This is a genomic window from Pseudomonas lyxosi (assembly GCF_047758685.1).
GTDB lineage: Bacteria > Pseudomonadota > Gammaproteobacteria > Pseudomonadales > Pseudomonadaceae > Aquipseudomonas > Aquipseudomonas lyxosi.
In genome coordinates this window covers 3,531,184-3,544,987 of the sequence record NZ_CP180481.1, presented here as the reverse complement: position 1 = coordinate 3,544,987, position 13,804 = coordinate 3,531,184, and the positions used below count along the sequence as shown (strand labels likewise).

The window sequence follows — 13,804 nt, the reverse complement described above, 5'->3', positions numbered from 1 at the left end:
CGACGAATTCAGTTGCCATTGGCACACGTCTATCTAAAGTGCATGCCAGCAGGAGAAAATCATGAACCCGGGAAGGAATGCAGAATCATGAGCACTGAGCAAGAAACGACCTTCGACGAGCCGCGACTCAACTCCACGGAAATCCGCATTCTGGGTTCGTTGATCGAAAAACAGGCCACCAGTCCGGAAACCTATCCGCTGACCCTCAATGCGCTGGTGATTGCCTGCAACCAGAAAACCAGCCGCGAGCCGGTGATGAACCTGACCCAGGGTCAGGTCGGCCAGAGCCTGCGCGCCCTCGAAGGACGCGGCTTTACCAAACTGGTGATGGGCAGTCGTGCGGATCGCTGGGAACACAAAGTCGACAAGGCGCTGGAACTGGTGCCGGCTCAGGTCATTCTTGCTGGGCTACTGTTCCTGCGCGGTCCGCAAACGGTCAATGAACTGCTGACCCGCAGCGGCCGCATGCATGACTTCGAAGATGCCGAACAGGTGGTGCATCAACTGGAACGCTTGATCGCTCGTGGTCTGGCGCTGTTGATTCCGCGCCAGGCCGGTCAGCGTGAAGACCGCTACATGCACGCCTTGGGCGACCCGGCGGACATCGAAGTGATCCTGGCGGCACGGCAGAACCCGATCGAGCGTGGCGCGGGTGGCGGCGTATCGGTTGAGCGGATCGAAGAGCTTGAGGCGCGAATTGCGGCGCTGGAAGAGCGTCTGGCCCGCCTCGAATAAACAACGCGGTCTGCGTAGCAGCTGTCGAGCCTGCGAGGCTGCGTTCGGCTGCGAAGCAGTCGTCAATACAGGCAATGCGGTGTTTCAGGCGAACCGTGAATGTAGGGTTTACGACTGCTGCGCAGCCGAACGCAGCCTCGCAAGCTCGGCAGCTGCTACACAGAGGGAGGCGTGATTACTCGCCGTCCCAATAATCCACGCCGTCCGCCGGCCGGGCGACGGCGACGAAGCCCGAGGCATTGCCCTCGGCGTCGACCTTGAAGTCGTCCATCACCGCGTACTTGCCGGAATCCGGGTACTCGCAAATCTCGGGTGACTGCTGGGTGCTGACCGCCAGGTAGCGCAGCTCAGCGTTGCTGGTGTTGATGATCTGGTGCGCGGTTTCAGGGCCGCCCGGCGGGCAGGCAATGACATCACCGGCGCGAACGGCAAAGCGCTCGGCGCCCAAGCGAATCTCCCCTTCCCCGGCCACGATGTAAAACATCTCCTCGTTGACCCGATGACTGTGAAACGGACTGCCACGCATCCCCGGTTCCAGCGCGTACAAGCGATAACCCAGCTTCTGCGCGCCAAGTTGCTGGCCAATGCGCGCCTGCCGTTGCTGATAGCGGTCGGCGGTGTCTCCCGCCGGGGCAAACGCTTCGGGCAGCGGCTCAAGTTCGGCCTGATCCAGATTAAGAATGGCAGGATGCATGAGTCACCTCAGTCACGGTTTCGCTTGCTGGGCAGCAGGATAGCCAAGGCCGCTTCGGGCAAATTCCACGGCTTTTTGAAACTGCTCATCGGTCGGCCGCACGCCGGTGTACAGCACGAACTGCTCCAGCGCCTGGATCGCGATCACTTCCAGCCCGGTGATCACTCGCTTGCCTTCAGCACGAGCGCGCACAATCAACGGTGTTTCCGAGGGGACTGCCACTACATCGAAGACAGTCTCGGCAGCAGCGATGGTTTCAACATCGAACGCCAGCTGATCGGCCTCGGGGCCGGACATGCCAATCGGTGTGACGTTGATCAGCATCTGCGGCCGCTCCGAGCCCAGTTCCGCTTGCCATCGATAGCCCAGCGAGTCGGCCAACGCCCGTCCGGAACGCTCGTTGCGGGCAACGATCAGGCCATTTTTGTAGCCACCATCGCGCAAGGCACTGGCCACCGCCTTGGCCATGCCGCCGCTGCCGCGCAGGGCAAAGGTCAATTCCTTCGGCACCTGGTGGGTGTCAAGCAACTGGGCGATCGCGATGTAGTCGGTGTTGTAAGCCTTGAGATGGCCGTTAGTGTTGACGATGGTGTTGATCGATTGAATGGCTGCAGCGGAGGGGTCCAGTTCATCGACCAGCGCAATGCACGCCTCCTTGAACGGCATCGACACGCCGCAACCACGAATCCCCAGGGCGCGAATGCCGCCAACGGCGCCTGGCAGATCCTGACTGCTGAAGGCCTTGTAGTAAAAATTCAGGTCCAGTTGCTCATACAGATGATTGTGAAACCGCAGGCCGAAGTTCCCGGGACGTGCGGAAAGCGACATGCACAGCTGGGTGTCTCTGTTGGGGTTCATCTGCATGAAAAATCTCCTGAATAGCACTTTCAGATGGACGGGATTAGCCAATCCATCCGGTCTGTTCGATCATAATGGTGTGTCTGAACGCGGCCTCACTGAACCGTAAAGAAGCTAGTACAGACCTTACACAAAATTTACCCAACGGCTGTGCTGATTTTGAAAAAAACGCTGTCTTAGAAGTATCCCCGCGACAATCCTTGGGTCTATTGCAGACACGAGCGCCGGGGCGAAGAACCGAGGAACTATCATGATCCGTAAAATCCCCACAGTAGCCTTGCTGATCGGTGCTCTTGCTATCGCAGGGCAGGCAGAGGCTGGCGGCGGTCACGGCGGTCACGGTTGGGAAGGGCCGGCGGTATTTGGCGCGATCGTTGGCACGGCCATCGTCGGTTCGGCCATCATCAACAGCAATCGACCGGTCTATGTACAACAGCAACCGGTTTACGCTCAGCCACAACCGGTTTACTACGCCCCGCCACCGGTTTATTACCAGCCGGCACCGGTCTACGTGCAACAACCGGTCTATTACGGCCCGCCGCCGGTTTACTACGGCCCGCCACGTGGTTATTACGGTCCACCGCGCGGTTACTACGGCCCTCCCCACGGTTATGGCCGCTGGTAACGGAATCATCAGGCCCCGCCTCAACAGCGGGGCCTTTTTTATGACCGTCCGTCGGCAGAGGTCTGGATAAATCTCGCCAAGGTCGCTGTCGGGACAGTCTTTGCGGTGCAAGTTGGCAAGATTGACTCGCCACCCTTCCCCCGCGTTGGGGAAAGCGGTCATATTTATGTCATGTCAGGTCCGCAATCTTGGATCTGTCCGTTAACAACAGGTTGATAAAAACAAGGACGACCTCATGCCCACGCAAAACCCGCACCGCATTGTCGGCTTGTGCACTTCCAGCAAGGTGTACAACGCACTGACCGAACTCAAGCACCTGGAAGGCCATCGCAGCGCCAAGTTTCTTTCGCTGCTGGCAGAAAACCTGGTGCGAAAAGGCCTGCTCAACGAGCAGGAAGTGGTTCATATGCTGGATCTGGTGGTCGACTGAAGCGAAGTCTCATTGGCATCAATGACGACTATCGAAAGCGTTGATTGTCCGTTCAAGCGTCCGGTCCGTAAGGTAGCTCCATAGATTGATGGAGGTACTTATGTCCCAGGTTCAGATCATGTCCGTTATCGGCAGCGCCGTTCCCGCACCGCTCAGAGAGCTAGGATTGCTCGCCTGTTGGTACCTGGTGCAGGACGGCGAGCCGATCAGCGGTCCGCTCACCTCGCTGCCGGCCGCCCAGGCCCTGTCACAACGCATCGGCCAAGGCCAAATCAGCGCTTAAGGCAGCTGGACCCGCGGTTTGGTTTCAATGAAAATTGCCCAGCTCGACATGAACAGCGCAGCGATCAGCGGCCCGATCACAAAGCCATTGAGGCCGAAGATCGCCAGACCGCCAAGGGTCGAGATCAGGATCAGATAGTCCGGCATCTTGGTATCCTTGCCCACCAGGATCGGTCGCAGCACGTTATCCACCAGGCCGATCACAAAAATCCCGAACAGCACCAGCACCACGCCCTGCCAGATCGCTCCGGCGAACAGGAAAAACGCCGCCACCGGCGCCCAGACGATCCCCGCTCCCACCGCTGGCAACAGCGACAGAAACGCCATCAGCACCGCCCAGAGCAGCGCGCTCGGAATATCCAGAAACCAGAAAATCAAACCGCCCAATGCACCCTGCGTGATCGCCACCAGCAGGTTGCCCTTCACTGTCGCCCGCACCACACGATTGAACTTGAGTTGCAAACGGCGTTTCTGGTGCTCCTGCAGCGGCACCGCGGCGCGGACTTTACGTGCCAGTTCGGCGCCGTCCCGCAGAAAGAAGAACAGCAGGTAGAGCATGATGAAAAAGCTCACCACAAACTCGAATGTGCCCTGACCAACACTGAAAACCTGCGTGGCGACAAACTCATTGCCTGTCACCGCACTCTTGATGATTTTCTCTCGCAGCCCTTCCAGCTCGCCAACCCCGGCCCGATCGAGCAAGTTCTGGAAGTACGGCGGCAGGCTGTGTTTGAAATGCGTCACGTACCCGGCGATGTCCAGCTCGCCGCTTTCGATGCTCTTGTACAGCGCGGCCCCTTCTTGAACCAGCAAGATACTGAGGATGATCACCGGCAGGATCGCGATCACCAGGCAGATGGCCAGGGTGAACAGCGCCGTCAGGTTGCGTTCCCAGCCGAACTTCAGTTGCAGTCGCCGCTGCAGGGGCGCGAAGAGGATGCCGAGGATCACCGCCCAGAACACCGCACCGTAAAACGGCAGCAAAATCCAGATGAAAGCGGCGGTGACCAGCCCTAGCAAGATCACCAGTGATTTGTCTTGCAGTGTCTCTTCGTTCATGTCCGATCCATGTCAGTCCGCAAGGACACAATGTCGCGTCCTGATGCTTAGTCCGCCACGGTTCGCGCGAGTGCCATCCGTTTGTTCATCAAGCATAGATCCAGATCAATGAACCCCGCGGGCAGGTCGCTTACTCTCGGCGGCTTTTGTGACCGACTCTGCCATGACTCTCCTGCCTCCAGAACTGCTCGCCCCCGCCGGCACCCTGAAAAACATGCGATATGCCTTCGCCTACGGCGCCGATGCGGTCTACGCCGGTCAGCCGCGCTACAGCCTGCGGGTGCGCAATAACGAATTCGATCACGCCAATCTGGCCCTCGGCATTCACGAGGCCCAGGCTCAAGGCAAGCGCTTCTATGTGGTGGTGAACATCGCCCCGCACAACGCCAAGCTGAAAACCTTCCTCAAAGACCTGGCACCGGTAATTGCCATGGCCCCGGACGCGCTGATCATGTCCGATCCAGGCCTGATCATGCTGGTCCGCCGGCATTATCCGCAGATGCCGATCCACCTTTCGGTACAGGCCAATACGGTGAACTGGGCCAGTGTCGAGTTCTGGCAGCAACAAGGTTTGAGCCGGATCATCCTGTCGCGGGAGCTGTCCCTGGAAGAAATCGCCGAAATCCGCCAGCAAGTCCCGGCGATGGAGCTGGAGGTGTTCGTCCACGGCGCCTTGTGCATGGCCTATTCCGGTCGCTGCCTGCTGTCAGGTTACATGAACAAGCGCGACGCCAATCAGGGCAGCTGCACCAATGCCTGTCGCTGGAAATATTCGCCGCAAGAGGCCACGGAAAACCAGCTCGGCGAGATCGTACAGACCTTCCTGCCCGAACCGACCCTGGGCATCGGCGCCCCGACCGATCAGGTGTTCCTGTTGCAGGAAGCCAATCGGCCCGACGAATTGATGCCGGCCTTCGAAGACGAACACGGCACTTACATCATGAACGCCAAGGACCTGCGCGCGGTGCAGCATGTCGAGCGGCTGACGCAGATGGGCGTGCACTCACTGAAAATCGAGGGCCGGACCAAATCTCACTTTTATTGCGCGCGGACCACTCAGGTTTACCGCCGGGCGATCGACGACGCGGTGGCCGGTCGTCTGGAATCCCTCGCCCAGCGCGGCTACACCGAAGGTTTTCTGCGGCGGCATGTGCATGACGAATACCAGAACTATCAGCACGGCAGTTCGGTGTCGGAGCGGCAGCAATTTGTCGGCGAGCTGACCGGCGAGCGGCGTGACCGAATGGCGGAGGTCAAGGTGAAGAATCGATTTGGTTTGGGCGACCATATGGAACTGATGACGCCCAAGGGCAACTTCCAATTCGACTTGCAGCAGCTGCAAAACGTTAAAGGCGAGCCGATCGAGGTGGCGCCGGGGGATGGGCATACCGTGTATCTGCCGATTCCGGATGCGGTGGATTTGCAGTTTGGGTTGTTGATGCGGGATGTGGGTGTGGCTTAGATCCACCCCTCACCCTGTCCTCTTTCCACGGGGGAGAGCGAGAAAGGTAAAGACCGGGGACATCCTTTACGTTTGAAACCGGGGACATGGTTTACAGGTATCAATCATAGTCAAAAAACTGACCAAACCCGGAGCATGGAGGGGGATAGAGACCTATACAATCAACCCGGCCATGGTGGTGGCTCCAAGCCATCGCCAAAGCAGTGAGTTTCTGGTATTCATTTGGATCCAAATTATGAGGCCTTCCGATATGGATACCGCTTACTGCACGTTAAACAGCACTGAGTACACTGGACCCCAATTTGCTGCACTCCCCGACATACAGCGCGCCCAGTACCGCCGATATCTCGTTTGTGTCAAATGTGAAACGACCGCCTATTTCCGTAAGGAAGCTAAGAGTGGTCAAGGTCCATGTTTTGGCGCACGACCGCACGCCAACTGCCCGCTGGCGACTCCAGAGTCTGTTCGTGGCGTTGGTAATGGTGGTGAGCAGGATATTCTGCACAATCCGGGAACCCGCATCGTCATCGATGAGGCTCAAGGTGGAGGACCGATTGTTAACGGTGAACCTGGTGGTAAGGGCGGAGAAGGAAGTGGCGGCGGAAGATTTACTGGAACCGGCGCTCGTCAAAATGCCATTTCGCATCGTCGATTGCGTCCTTTACTGAAGAACCTGATTTACTCGGCAGCCTTTCGCACCTCTGATATTTATGTCGAGCTACCGGGCAGAGGCGCATGGCCAGCTCGCGACCTATTTGTAAATTTCTCCGAGGTAAGCAAATGCCGATCCCAGACCCTGTACGGGTTTTGGGGTGTTATCTATGACACAGGCACTGGGTATGACGATTCTTTATGGATAAATACTGGTGATCGGGAGGTTGTGAGTATTGCGATCGATCCTGAGTCGGTAAAACCATTTTTGAGCCGTCACAAAATTACTGTTGGTGAGTTGGACGGCTCGCACATGTTGGTGTTCGGTACCATCTCGAAATCTGGCAACGGTAAACAGTACATCAAACCCGCAAGCATCGAATTGACTGCACTGAACGATGACTGATCTTGCAACATTGCATTTGCATTGCCTCGTCAAAATGGATGACTGTCGCGGGACGGTCTACCGCAAGGACACAGGGAGCACTTAACGTGGTCGGCATTCGGCGAGGTGCCCGACGAATACACGGTTATGCCTCGGCAGGGGCTTTACTACATCTAGGAGGGTGAAGGGTGGGTGTTGGGCTCGGTCGCCTAAGAAACCTCGTGATGGTCAGTGTTCTCGCCTTAAACCTGGAGCGCAGGCAGGTCGTTGCTCAAGTAACCAGCGCCTGATCCAGACCGTCGCCAATGCGACTGCTCGCGAAGAACGATGACGCGGTTGAACTGCCCGGCACAAAAAACAAAAACCCGGCGCACTGGCCGGGTTGTTTTTATCGCCTGTCATCGGACAGCGGTGTTGGTTCATCTGCCGGAGGCACGTCCTCGGCCGCATCAGGATCCATCCAGTCTTCAGGTCGATCCGCTTGGGCCGGGTCCCGCGAAGGGTCCATGCCGGGTGGAGCGTCATGATCCATGGTTGGCTCGTCGGTGCCGGGCATGGGTTTGGCAGGGTCGGTATTGGGCGTTCCACCCTGGAACATCGAATCGTTAGCCATGACGCACCTCACTGATGAGGTCCAGCAAATCTGGGCCGTATTCGTTGGAAGCAACGCCGCCGATCAGGTGCTATCGAGTAGACAAACGGTTGTCAGCGATCGGTCGAAAACCGGTCGCGACTGTTGGTCAGGTGCAGCCACATGGCCGCCCGCGCCGCATCCGGGTCCTGACGTTTGATCGCATTGAGAATCGCCTCGTGCTCAAGGTTGGCCAGTTGCCCGAGCTTGCTCAAGTCCACTGCGCCGCGCTCGGCGGCATTGACGCGGGTGCGCGGGATCATGGCGCTGCCCAGGTGCTGCATGATTTCGGTGAAGCACACATTGCCGGTGGCTTCGGCGATCAGCAGATGGAAGCGCTTGTCGGCTTCGACGCAGCTGTCGTTGTTGGCCAGCAGGCTTTGATAGTCGTCCAGCGCTTCGCGCATCTGCGCCAATTGATGATCCGTACGACGGGTTGCAGCCAGCGCGGCGGCCTGGGTTTCCAGGCCCATGCGCAACTCCAGAATGCTGCGCACCCCCAGCGCGGTATCGACGTTCAACCGCAGACCCTGCTCCGGTGCTCGCTCGATAACAAAGGTGCCGATGCCGTGGCGGGTTTCCACGAGACCGGAGGCCTGCAACTTCGAGATCGCCTCGCGCACCACCGTGCGACTGACCCCGTGCTCCTGAACAATCGTGTTCTCCGACGGCAGCTTGTCCCCGGGCAGCATCTGGCCGAGCAAGATGCTCTGGGTCAGTTTGGCGACCAGGTCATGGGCCAGGTTGTGGGTGCGCTTGCGGGCAGGCGCGTCGAGGTCTTCTTGCATGGCGATCATCCGGAAACAGGGCTACCGGAATCGTAGCACTGCGCTCGATGGGAATCTCAAGTAAACACCTACCAACTTGTATGACAACACTCAACAAACAGGGTATTCGAGATCATCATAAAGGTCGTGCATCACCGCAAAAGAATAACAAACGCTCCGCAAAGCGCCATTTTGTTGGACAACCTCTCTTGCGCGATGAAAAAACGTAGTTGTATGATGTCTATCAACATCGCAACACCCAGCTACACCCCGCATAAAAATAATCAGTGGGAGATAACGCAGTGAATACATCCATATCCGGGATGAACGATGGCGCCGATTCGGTCCTGAAGTCCGCCATCTCGAAAGTGAAACGCCATGTTCTGCCGCTGTTCGTGATCATGTTCATCGTCAACTACATCGACCGCGTGAACATCGGCTTCGTCCGCGCCCACATGGAACATGACCTGGGCATTGGCGCTGCCGCCTACGGCCTTGGCGCCGGACTGTTCTTCATCGGTTACGCGCTGTTCGAAGTCCCCTCCAACATCCTCCTGCAAAAAGTCGGCGCGCGAATCTGGCTGACCCGCATCATGCTGACCTGGGGCCTGGTTGCCGCTTGCATGGCGTTCATCCAGAACGAAACCCACTTCTACATCCTGCGATTCCTGCTGGGCGTGGCCGAAGCCGGGTTCTTTCCCGGGGTGATTTATTACTTCACTCGTTGGTTGCCTGGCGTTGAGCGCGGCAAGGCGATTGCCATCTTCCTCAGCGGTTCGGCGATTGCTTCGCTGATCTCCGGCCCGCTGTCCGGGTTACTGCTGCAAATCAGCGGTTTCGGCATGCACGGCTGGCAGTGGATGTACTTCATCGAAGGGATGTTCTCGGTCGGGCTGTGCGTGTTCGTCTGGTTCTGGCTGGACTCCAAACCCCACGACGCCAAATGGCTGAGCCGCGAAGAGCAAGACGCGCTGGTCAAGGCCATCGACGACGAACAACTGGCCCGCGAAGCCGCGACGCCGATCAAACCGTCGTTGGGCAAGCTGCTCAAGGATCGCCAGATCATCCTGTTCTGCCTGATCTACTTCTTCATCCAATTGACCATCTATGCCGCGACCTTCTGGCTGCCGAGCATCATTAAGAAGATGGGCGACCTGAGCGACATTCAAGTCGGGCTGTTCAACTCGATCCCATGGTTGCTGTCGATCGTCGGCATGTACGCCTTCGCTTCGTTGTCGGCCAAATGGAAGCATCAACAAGCCTGGGTCGCCGCGGCCCTGCTGATCGCAGCAGCCGGGATGTTCATGTCCACCACCGGCGGGCCGATCTTCGCCTTCGTTGCGATCTGCTTTGCTGCGTTGGGTTTCAAATCGGCGTCGTCGCTGTTCTGGCCGATTCCTCAGGCCTATCTGGACGCACGGATCGCGGCAGGCGTAATCGCGCTGATCAACTCGGTGGGCAACCTCGGGGGCTTCGTCGCGCCGACCACGTTCGGCCTGCTGGAAGAACGCACCGGCTCGATTCAGGGCGGGCTGTACGGCTTGGCCACGACCTCGATCATTGCCGCGATCATCGTCTTCGCCGCACGCAACAAACCGAAATCCGCACCTGCTGCACTGGCCAAACCAGCGCCCAATCACGCCTGAACACTCATGTAAGAGCACTGTTTTGAAGGACATGACAATGAACACACAAGAAACCGCCAAAGCCCCGATCATCACCAGCATGCAGGTTGTTCCGGTGGCCGGTCACGACGGCATGTTGCTCAATCTGAGCGGCGCTCACGGGCCGTTTTTCACCCGCAACATCGTGATCCTCAAGGACAACGCCGGCCACACCGGCGTCGGTGAAGTACCGGGCGGCGAGCGCATTCGCCAGACCCTCGAAGATGCGCGCAGCCTGGTGGTCGGCAGCCCGATCGGCACGTATCAGAAGATCCTCAATCAAGTGCGCCAGACCTTCGCTGATCGCGATGCCGGCGGTCGCGGGTTACAGACGTTCGATTTGCGCATCACCATCCACGCCGTCACCGGCCTCGAAGCTGCGCTGCTTGATCTCCTGGGTCAGCACCTCGACGTGCCGGTCGCGGCCCTGCTCGGCGAAGGTCAGCAGCGCGAAGAAGTGAAGATGCTCGGTTATCTGTTTTATGTCGGCGATCGCAACGAAACCGATCTGGCCTACCGCAGCGAGCCGGACGCCGACAACGACTGGTTCCGCGTGCGTCACGAAAAAGCCATGACCGCCGACGCCGTGGTGCGTCTGGCCGAAGCCGCCCACGCCCGCTACGGTTTCAAGGATTTCAAACTCAAGGGCGGCGTGCTCAGTGGCGATGACGAAATCGAAGCCGTCACCGCCCTGGCCGAACGCTTCCCCGAGGCGCGCATCACCCTCGATCCGAATGGCGCGTGGTCACTGAAAGAAGCCATTCGCCTGTGTCGGGATCAGCATCACGTACTCGCTTATGCCGAAGACCCGTGCGGCGCGGAAAACGGTTATTCGGGCCGTGAAGTCATGGCTGAATTCCGTCGCGCCACGGGTCTGAAAACCGCCACCAACATGATCGCCACCGACTGGCGGGAAATGGGCCACGCGATCCAGCTGCAATCAGTGGACATTCCGTTGGCCGACCCACACTTCTGGACGATGCAGGGCTCGGTCCGCGTGGCGCAGATGTGCCATGAGTGGGGCCTGACCTGGGGTTCGCATTCCAACAACCACTTCGATATTTCCCTGGCGATGTTCACCCACGTCGCGGCCGCCGCGCCGGGTGAAATTACCGCCATCGACACCCACTGGATCTGGCAGGACGGCCAGCGCCTGACCAAAGCGCCGCTGCAAATCGTCGGCGGCTGCGTACAGGTGCCGAAGAAAGCCGGGCTGGGCGTCGAACTGGACATGGATCAGCTGGCCAAGGCTCATGAGTTGTATAAAGGCATGGGATTGGGCGCGCGGGATGACAGCGTGGCGATGCAGTTTCTGATTCCGGGCTGGAAGTTCGATAACAAGCGGCCGTGTCTGGTGCGCTAACGCCCCTGGGCCGCTTGCTGCAGCCAATCCTTGAACGCCGCCATCGCCGACGTTTCAGGCCGGGACTGCAAGCGGGTCAGCCAATAACTGCCGGTGGTGATCCCGATAGCGAACGGTTGCTCGATTGCACCCGCCGCCAGTTGCCGGGCGAACATCAGCGGCGGCGCCAATGCAACGCCCGCCCCTTGCAGCGCCGCCTCCATCATCGCCAGCGACGAATCGAAGACGATGCTCCGGGGCGGTGCTGTGTGGGTCGATAGGCCGGTAGCCTGAAACCATTCGGGCCACTCGTCCGTGCGATAAGAACGCAACAGCGTTTGCTGCAACAAGTCTGTAGGTGTTTTTAGTTGCCGGGCAATCTCAGGAACACACAACACCGACAATGGCGCCTCGATCAACCGCACGGCTTCAATGCCATGCCACGCCCCGGCACCAAATCGTATGGCGTAATCCAACCCTTCAGCCGCCACATCCACGCGATTGTTGTTGGTCGACAGGCGCAAATCTATGAACGGATGTTTCGCTTGAAAGTCCGTCAACCGTGGCAACAACCAGCCTACCGCGAACGTCCCCACCGCCCCGACCGTCAATACCTCACGAAAATGTCCGCCCTCGAATCGCTCAAGGGTGCGCGCAATACGGTCGAAAGACTCGCGCAACACCGGCAGCAGGGTTTCGCCCTCGCTGGTCAGCATAAGCCCGCGGGGCAAGCGCTTGAACAGGGTCACGCCAAGTTGAGACTCAAGGCTTTTGACCTGATGGCTTACCGCCGCCTGAGTGACACACAACTCAACGGCCGCCCGGGTGAAACTCAAATGCCGGGCAGAGGCCTCGAAGGCGCGCAATGCATTGAGCGGTAATTGAGGCCGGATCATGCCCACTCCCAAATTTTTCTAATGGCTCGTCCGAAATATCATCGGTTGTCGAACCTCGACAGACTGCATAGATTTGGCTCGCCCATCAGCAACCCGGATTGAAAAGCCGCTCGGAGTGTAGCGGTTAACACCCTTGAAACTCATGGAAAGTGAATCAATCATGCATAACAAACTCGCGTCCTACAGCGCTTTCGCACTTTTCCTCAGCGCCGGTCATTGCGTTGCTGATGACCGCATTGAAGCCATCGTGAAGGCCGCCATCGAACCGGTGATGCAGCAACAGCAGATCCCCGGTGTCGCGGTTGCGATTACCGTCAACGGCCAACCTTATTACTTTAACTACGGCGTGGCCTCGAAGGAAAACGGCAAAGCCGTCACTGAAAACACCTTGTTCGAAATCGGTTCGGTGAGCAAAACCTTCACCGCCACCCTCGCCGCCTACGCTCAGGCCACCGGTAAACTGTCCCTGTCGGACAAGGCCAGCAGCGTGCTGCCGGAACTGCGTGGCAGCGCGTTTGATAACATCAGCGTGCTGCAACTGGGCACCTACAGCGCCGGCGGTCTGCCGCTGCAATTTCCCGACGATGCCGATGCACCGGACAAGATGCTCGTCTATTTCCAGCAGTGGAAACCGACCTATGCCGCCGGCACCCATCGGCAGTATTCGAACCCGAGCCTGGGATTGTTCGGTTACCTCGCAGCCCAAAGCATGGGTGCGCCGTTTGATGATGTGATGGAAAAAACCCTGCTGCCGAAACTCGGGCTGAAACACACCTACCTCACAGTGCCGCAGGCTCAAATGGGGCTTTACGCTCAGGGTTACAACAAGGATGACAAACCGGTGCGAGTCGGGCCGGGCGCACTGGATTCGGAGGCTTATGGGGTGAAAACCAGCGCGGCGGACATGATTCAGTATGTTGAGGCGAACATGAAGCCGTCGGGGCTTGAAACGCCGATGCAGCGGGCAGTCGCCATCACTCACACCGGGTATTACAAGGTCGGCGACATGACTCAAGGCCTCGGATGGGAGTTCTACCCCTATCCGGTCACCCTCGATAAATTGCTGGCGGGTAACTCGACGCAGATGGCGATGGAGGCTCACGAAGTCCAGTGGCTGACCCCGCCGCAACCTCAACCGGAAAGCGTGCTGATCAACAAGACCGGTTCAACGGGCGGCTTCGGTGCTTACGTGGCGTACGTGCCGTCGAAAGACATCGGCATCGTGATCCTGGCCAACAAAAACTACCCGAACCCTGAACGGATCAAGATTGCTCATACGATATTGAGCGCTCTGAGCAAGTAGCCGAGAAACGCGATTTCTCG

At 58.6% G+C, this 13,804-nt stretch carries 15 protein-coding genes; 9 read left to right on the top strand and 6 right to left on the bottom strand.

Translation table 11 applies throughout. From position 1 onward, the window contains the following. The first annotated feature begins 87 nt into the window (after positions 1 to 87). The gene (locus ACMXYI_RS16245; protein ID WP_415768107.1) at positions 88 to 735 is read left to right on the top strand and encodes a YceH family protein; all 648 of its coding nucleotides are present in this window, start codon (positions 88 to 90) and stop codon (positions 733 to 735) included. Positions 736 to 910: 175 nt separating this feature from the next. Here the strand turns inward: ACMXYI_RS16245 and ACMXYI_RS16240 are convergent, their stop codons facing one another. Then, entirely contained in the window at positions 911 to 1,429 is a 519-nt protein-coding gene (locus ACMXYI_RS16240) for a cupin domain-containing protein (protein WP_415768106.1), read from the bottom strand. A gap of 12 nt (positions 1,430 to 1,441) precedes the next feature. Next, complete coding sequence (locus ACMXYI_RS16235) at positions 1,442 to 2,293, bottom strand: shikimate 5-dehydrogenase (RefSeq protein ID WP_415768105.1); 852 nt, start codon at positions 2,291 to 2,293, stop codon at positions 1,442 to 1,444. A 244-nt stretch (positions 2,294 to 2,537) separates the two neighbouring features. On the opposite strand from ACMXYI_RS16235, the gene ACMXYI_RS16230 reads away from it, so the two are divergent. The 3 genes from ACMXYI_RS16230 to ACMXYI_RS16220 all read left to right on the top strand — a co-directional run bounded on the left by ACMXYI_RS16230 (position 2,538) and on the right by ACMXYI_RS16220 (position 3,625). Beyond that, the gene (locus ACMXYI_RS16230) at positions 2,538 to 2,912 is read left to right on the top strand and encodes a hypothetical protein (protein WP_415768104.1); all 375 of its coding nucleotides are present in this window, start codon (positions 2,538 to 2,540) and stop codon (positions 2,910 to 2,912) included. A gap of 235 nt (positions 2,913 to 3,147) precedes the next feature. Then, positions 3,148 to 3,342, top strand: coding sequence for a hypothetical protein (locus tag ACMXYI_RS16225; RefSeq protein ID WP_003179723.1), 195 nt, complete (start codon positions 3,148 to 3,150; stop codon positions 3,340 to 3,342). 100 nt (positions 3,343 to 3,442) lie between these two features. After that, positions 3,443 to 3,625 carry a hypothetical protein gene (locus tag ACMXYI_RS16220; RefSeq protein WP_415767019.1) on the top strand — a complete coding sequence of 61 codons (183 nt, stop codon included), beginning with the start codon at positions 3,443 to 3,445 and terminating at the stop codon, positions 3,623 to 3,625. On the opposite strand, the gene ACMXYI_RS16215 is transcribed toward ACMXYI_RS16220, so the two are convergent. Continuing rightward, the gene (locus tag ACMXYI_RS16215; RefSeq protein ID WP_415768103.1) at positions 3,622 to 4,683 is read right to left on the bottom strand and encodes an AI-2E family transporter; all 1,062 of its coding nucleotides are present in this window, start codon (positions 4,681 to 4,683) and stop codon (positions 3,622 to 3,624) included. The two genes, ACMXYI_RS16220 and ACMXYI_RS16215, sit on opposite strands and share 4 nt — an antisense overlap. Positions 4,684 to 4,846: 163 nt before the next feature. On the opposite strand from ACMXYI_RS16215, the gene yegQ reads away from it, so the two are divergent. Together yegQ and ACMXYI_RS16205 are read left to right on the top strand one after the other, a co-directional pair. Further along, positions 4,847 to 6,145, top strand: coding sequence for a tRNA 5-hydroxyuridine modification protein YegQ (yegQ, locus tag ACMXYI_RS16210; RefSeq protein ID WP_415768102.1), 1,299 nt, complete (start codon positions 4,847 to 4,849; stop codon positions 6,143 to 6,145). A gap of 250 nt (positions 6,146 to 6,395) precedes the next feature. After that, complete coding sequence (locus ACMXYI_RS16205) at positions 6,396 to 7,202, top strand: hypothetical protein (protein ID WP_415768101.1); 807 nt, start codon at positions 6,396 to 6,398, stop codon at positions 7,200 to 7,202. A 367-nt stretch (positions 7,203 to 7,569) separates the two neighbouring features. Here ACMXYI_RS16205 and ACMXYI_RS16200 read toward each other — a convergent pair whose 3' ends face one another. Then, a complete protein-coding gene (locus ACMXYI_RS16200; protein ID WP_415768100.1) occupies positions 7,570 to 7,794 on the bottom strand; it encodes a hypothetical protein in 225 nt (74 codons plus the stop codon). Positions 7,795 to 7,886: 92 nt separating this feature from the next. Next, a complete protein-coding gene (locus ACMXYI_RS16195) occupies positions 7,887 to 8,600 on the bottom strand; it encodes a FadR/GntR family transcriptional regulator (RefSeq protein ID WP_415768099.1) in 714 nt (237 codons plus the stop codon). 281 nt (positions 8,601 to 8,881) lie between these two features. Here ACMXYI_RS16195 and ACMXYI_RS16190 point away from each other — a divergent pair, with 281 nt between their 5' ends. Then, positions 8,882 to 10,225 (top strand): MFS transporter, encoded by a 1,344-nt coding sequence (locus ACMXYI_RS16190; protein WP_415768098.1) that lies wholly within the window; start codon positions 8,882 to 8,884, stop codon positions 10,223 to 10,225. Positions 10,226 to 10,262: 37 nt separating this feature from the next. Continuing rightward, positions 10,263 to 11,606 carry a glucarate dehydratase gene (gene gudD, locus ACMXYI_RS16185; RefSeq protein ID WP_415768097.1) on the top strand — a complete coding sequence of 448 codons (1,344 nt, stop codon included), beginning with the start codon at positions 10,263 to 10,265 and terminating at the stop codon, positions 11,604 to 11,606. On the opposite strand, the gene ACMXYI_RS16180 is transcribed toward gudD, so the two are convergent. After that, positions 11,603 to 12,481: a LysR family transcriptional regulator gene (locus ACMXYI_RS16180; protein WP_415768096.1), complete on the bottom strand. Its 879-nt coding sequence runs from the start codon at positions 12,479 to 12,481 to the stop codon at positions 11,603 to 11,605. The two genes, gudD and ACMXYI_RS16180, sit on opposite strands and share 4 nt — an antisense overlap. A 142-nt stretch (positions 12,482 to 12,623) precedes the next feature. Between ACMXYI_RS16180 and ampC the strand changes: the two genes are divergently transcribed. Beyond that, positions 12,624 to 13,784, top strand: a complete 1,161-nt coding sequence (gene ampC / locus ACMXYI_RS16175) for a class C beta-lactamase (RefSeq protein ID WP_415768095.1) — start codon at positions 12,624 to 12,626, stop codon at positions 13,782 to 13,784. The last annotated feature ends 20 nt before the right edge of the window (positions 13,785 to 13,804 follow it).

Excerpts from the sequence above, each read along its gene's own strand:
- ACMXYI_RS16245 (WP_415768107.1), top strand. The coding sequence starts at position 88 with ATGAGCACTGAGCAAGAAACGACCTTCGACGAGCCGCGACTCAACTCC.
- ACMXYI_RS16240 (WP_415768106.1), bottom strand. The coding sequence starts at position 1,429 with ATGCATCCTGCCATTCTTAATCTGGATCAGGCCGAACTTGAGCCGCTG.
- ACMXYI_RS16235 (WP_415768105.1), bottom strand. The coding sequence starts at position 2,293 with ATGCAGATGAACCCCAACAGAGACACCCAGCTGTGCATGTCGCTTTCC.
- ACMXYI_RS16230 (WP_415768104.1), top strand. The coding sequence starts at position 2,538 with ATGATCCGTAAAATCCCCACAGTAGCCTTGCTGATCGGTGCTCTTGCT.
- ACMXYI_RS16225 (WP_003179723.1), top strand. The coding sequence starts at position 3,148 with ATGCCCACGCAAAACCCGCACCGCATTGTCGGCTTGTGCACTTCCAGC.
- ACMXYI_RS16220 (WP_415767019.1), top strand. The coding sequence starts at position 3,443 with ATGTCCCAGGTTCAGATCATGTCCGTTATCGGCAGCGCCGTTCCCGCA.
- ACMXYI_RS16215 (WP_415768103.1), bottom strand. The coding sequence starts at position 4,683 with ATGAACGAAGAGACACTGCAAGACAAATCACTGGTGATCTTGCTAGGG.
- yegQ (WP_415768102.1), top strand. The coding sequence starts at position 4,847 with ATGACTCTCCTGCCTCCAGAACTGCTCGCCCCCGCCGGCACCCTGAAA.
- ACMXYI_RS16205 (WP_415768101.1), top strand. The coding sequence starts at position 6,396 with ATGGATACCGCTTACTGCACGTTAAACAGCACTGAGTACACTGGACCC.
- ACMXYI_RS16200 (WP_415768100.1), bottom strand. The coding sequence starts at position 7,794 with ATGGCTAACGATTCGATGTTCCAGGGTGGAACGCCCAATACCGACCCT.
- ACMXYI_RS16195 (WP_415768099.1), bottom strand. The coding sequence starts at position 8,600 with ATGCAAGAAGACCTCGACGCGCCTGCCCGCAAGCGCACCCACAACCTG.
- gudD (WP_415768097.1), top strand. The coding sequence starts at position 10,263 with ATGAACACACAAGAAACCGCCAAAGCCCCGATCATCACCAGCATGCAG.
- ACMXYI_RS16180 (WP_415768096.1), bottom strand. The coding sequence starts at position 12,481 with ATGATCCGGCCTCAATTACCGCTCAATGCATTGCGCGCCTTCGAGGCC.
- ampC (WP_415768095.1), top strand. The coding sequence starts at position 12,624 with ATGGAAAGTGAATCAATCATGCATAACAAACTCGCGTCCTACAGCGCT.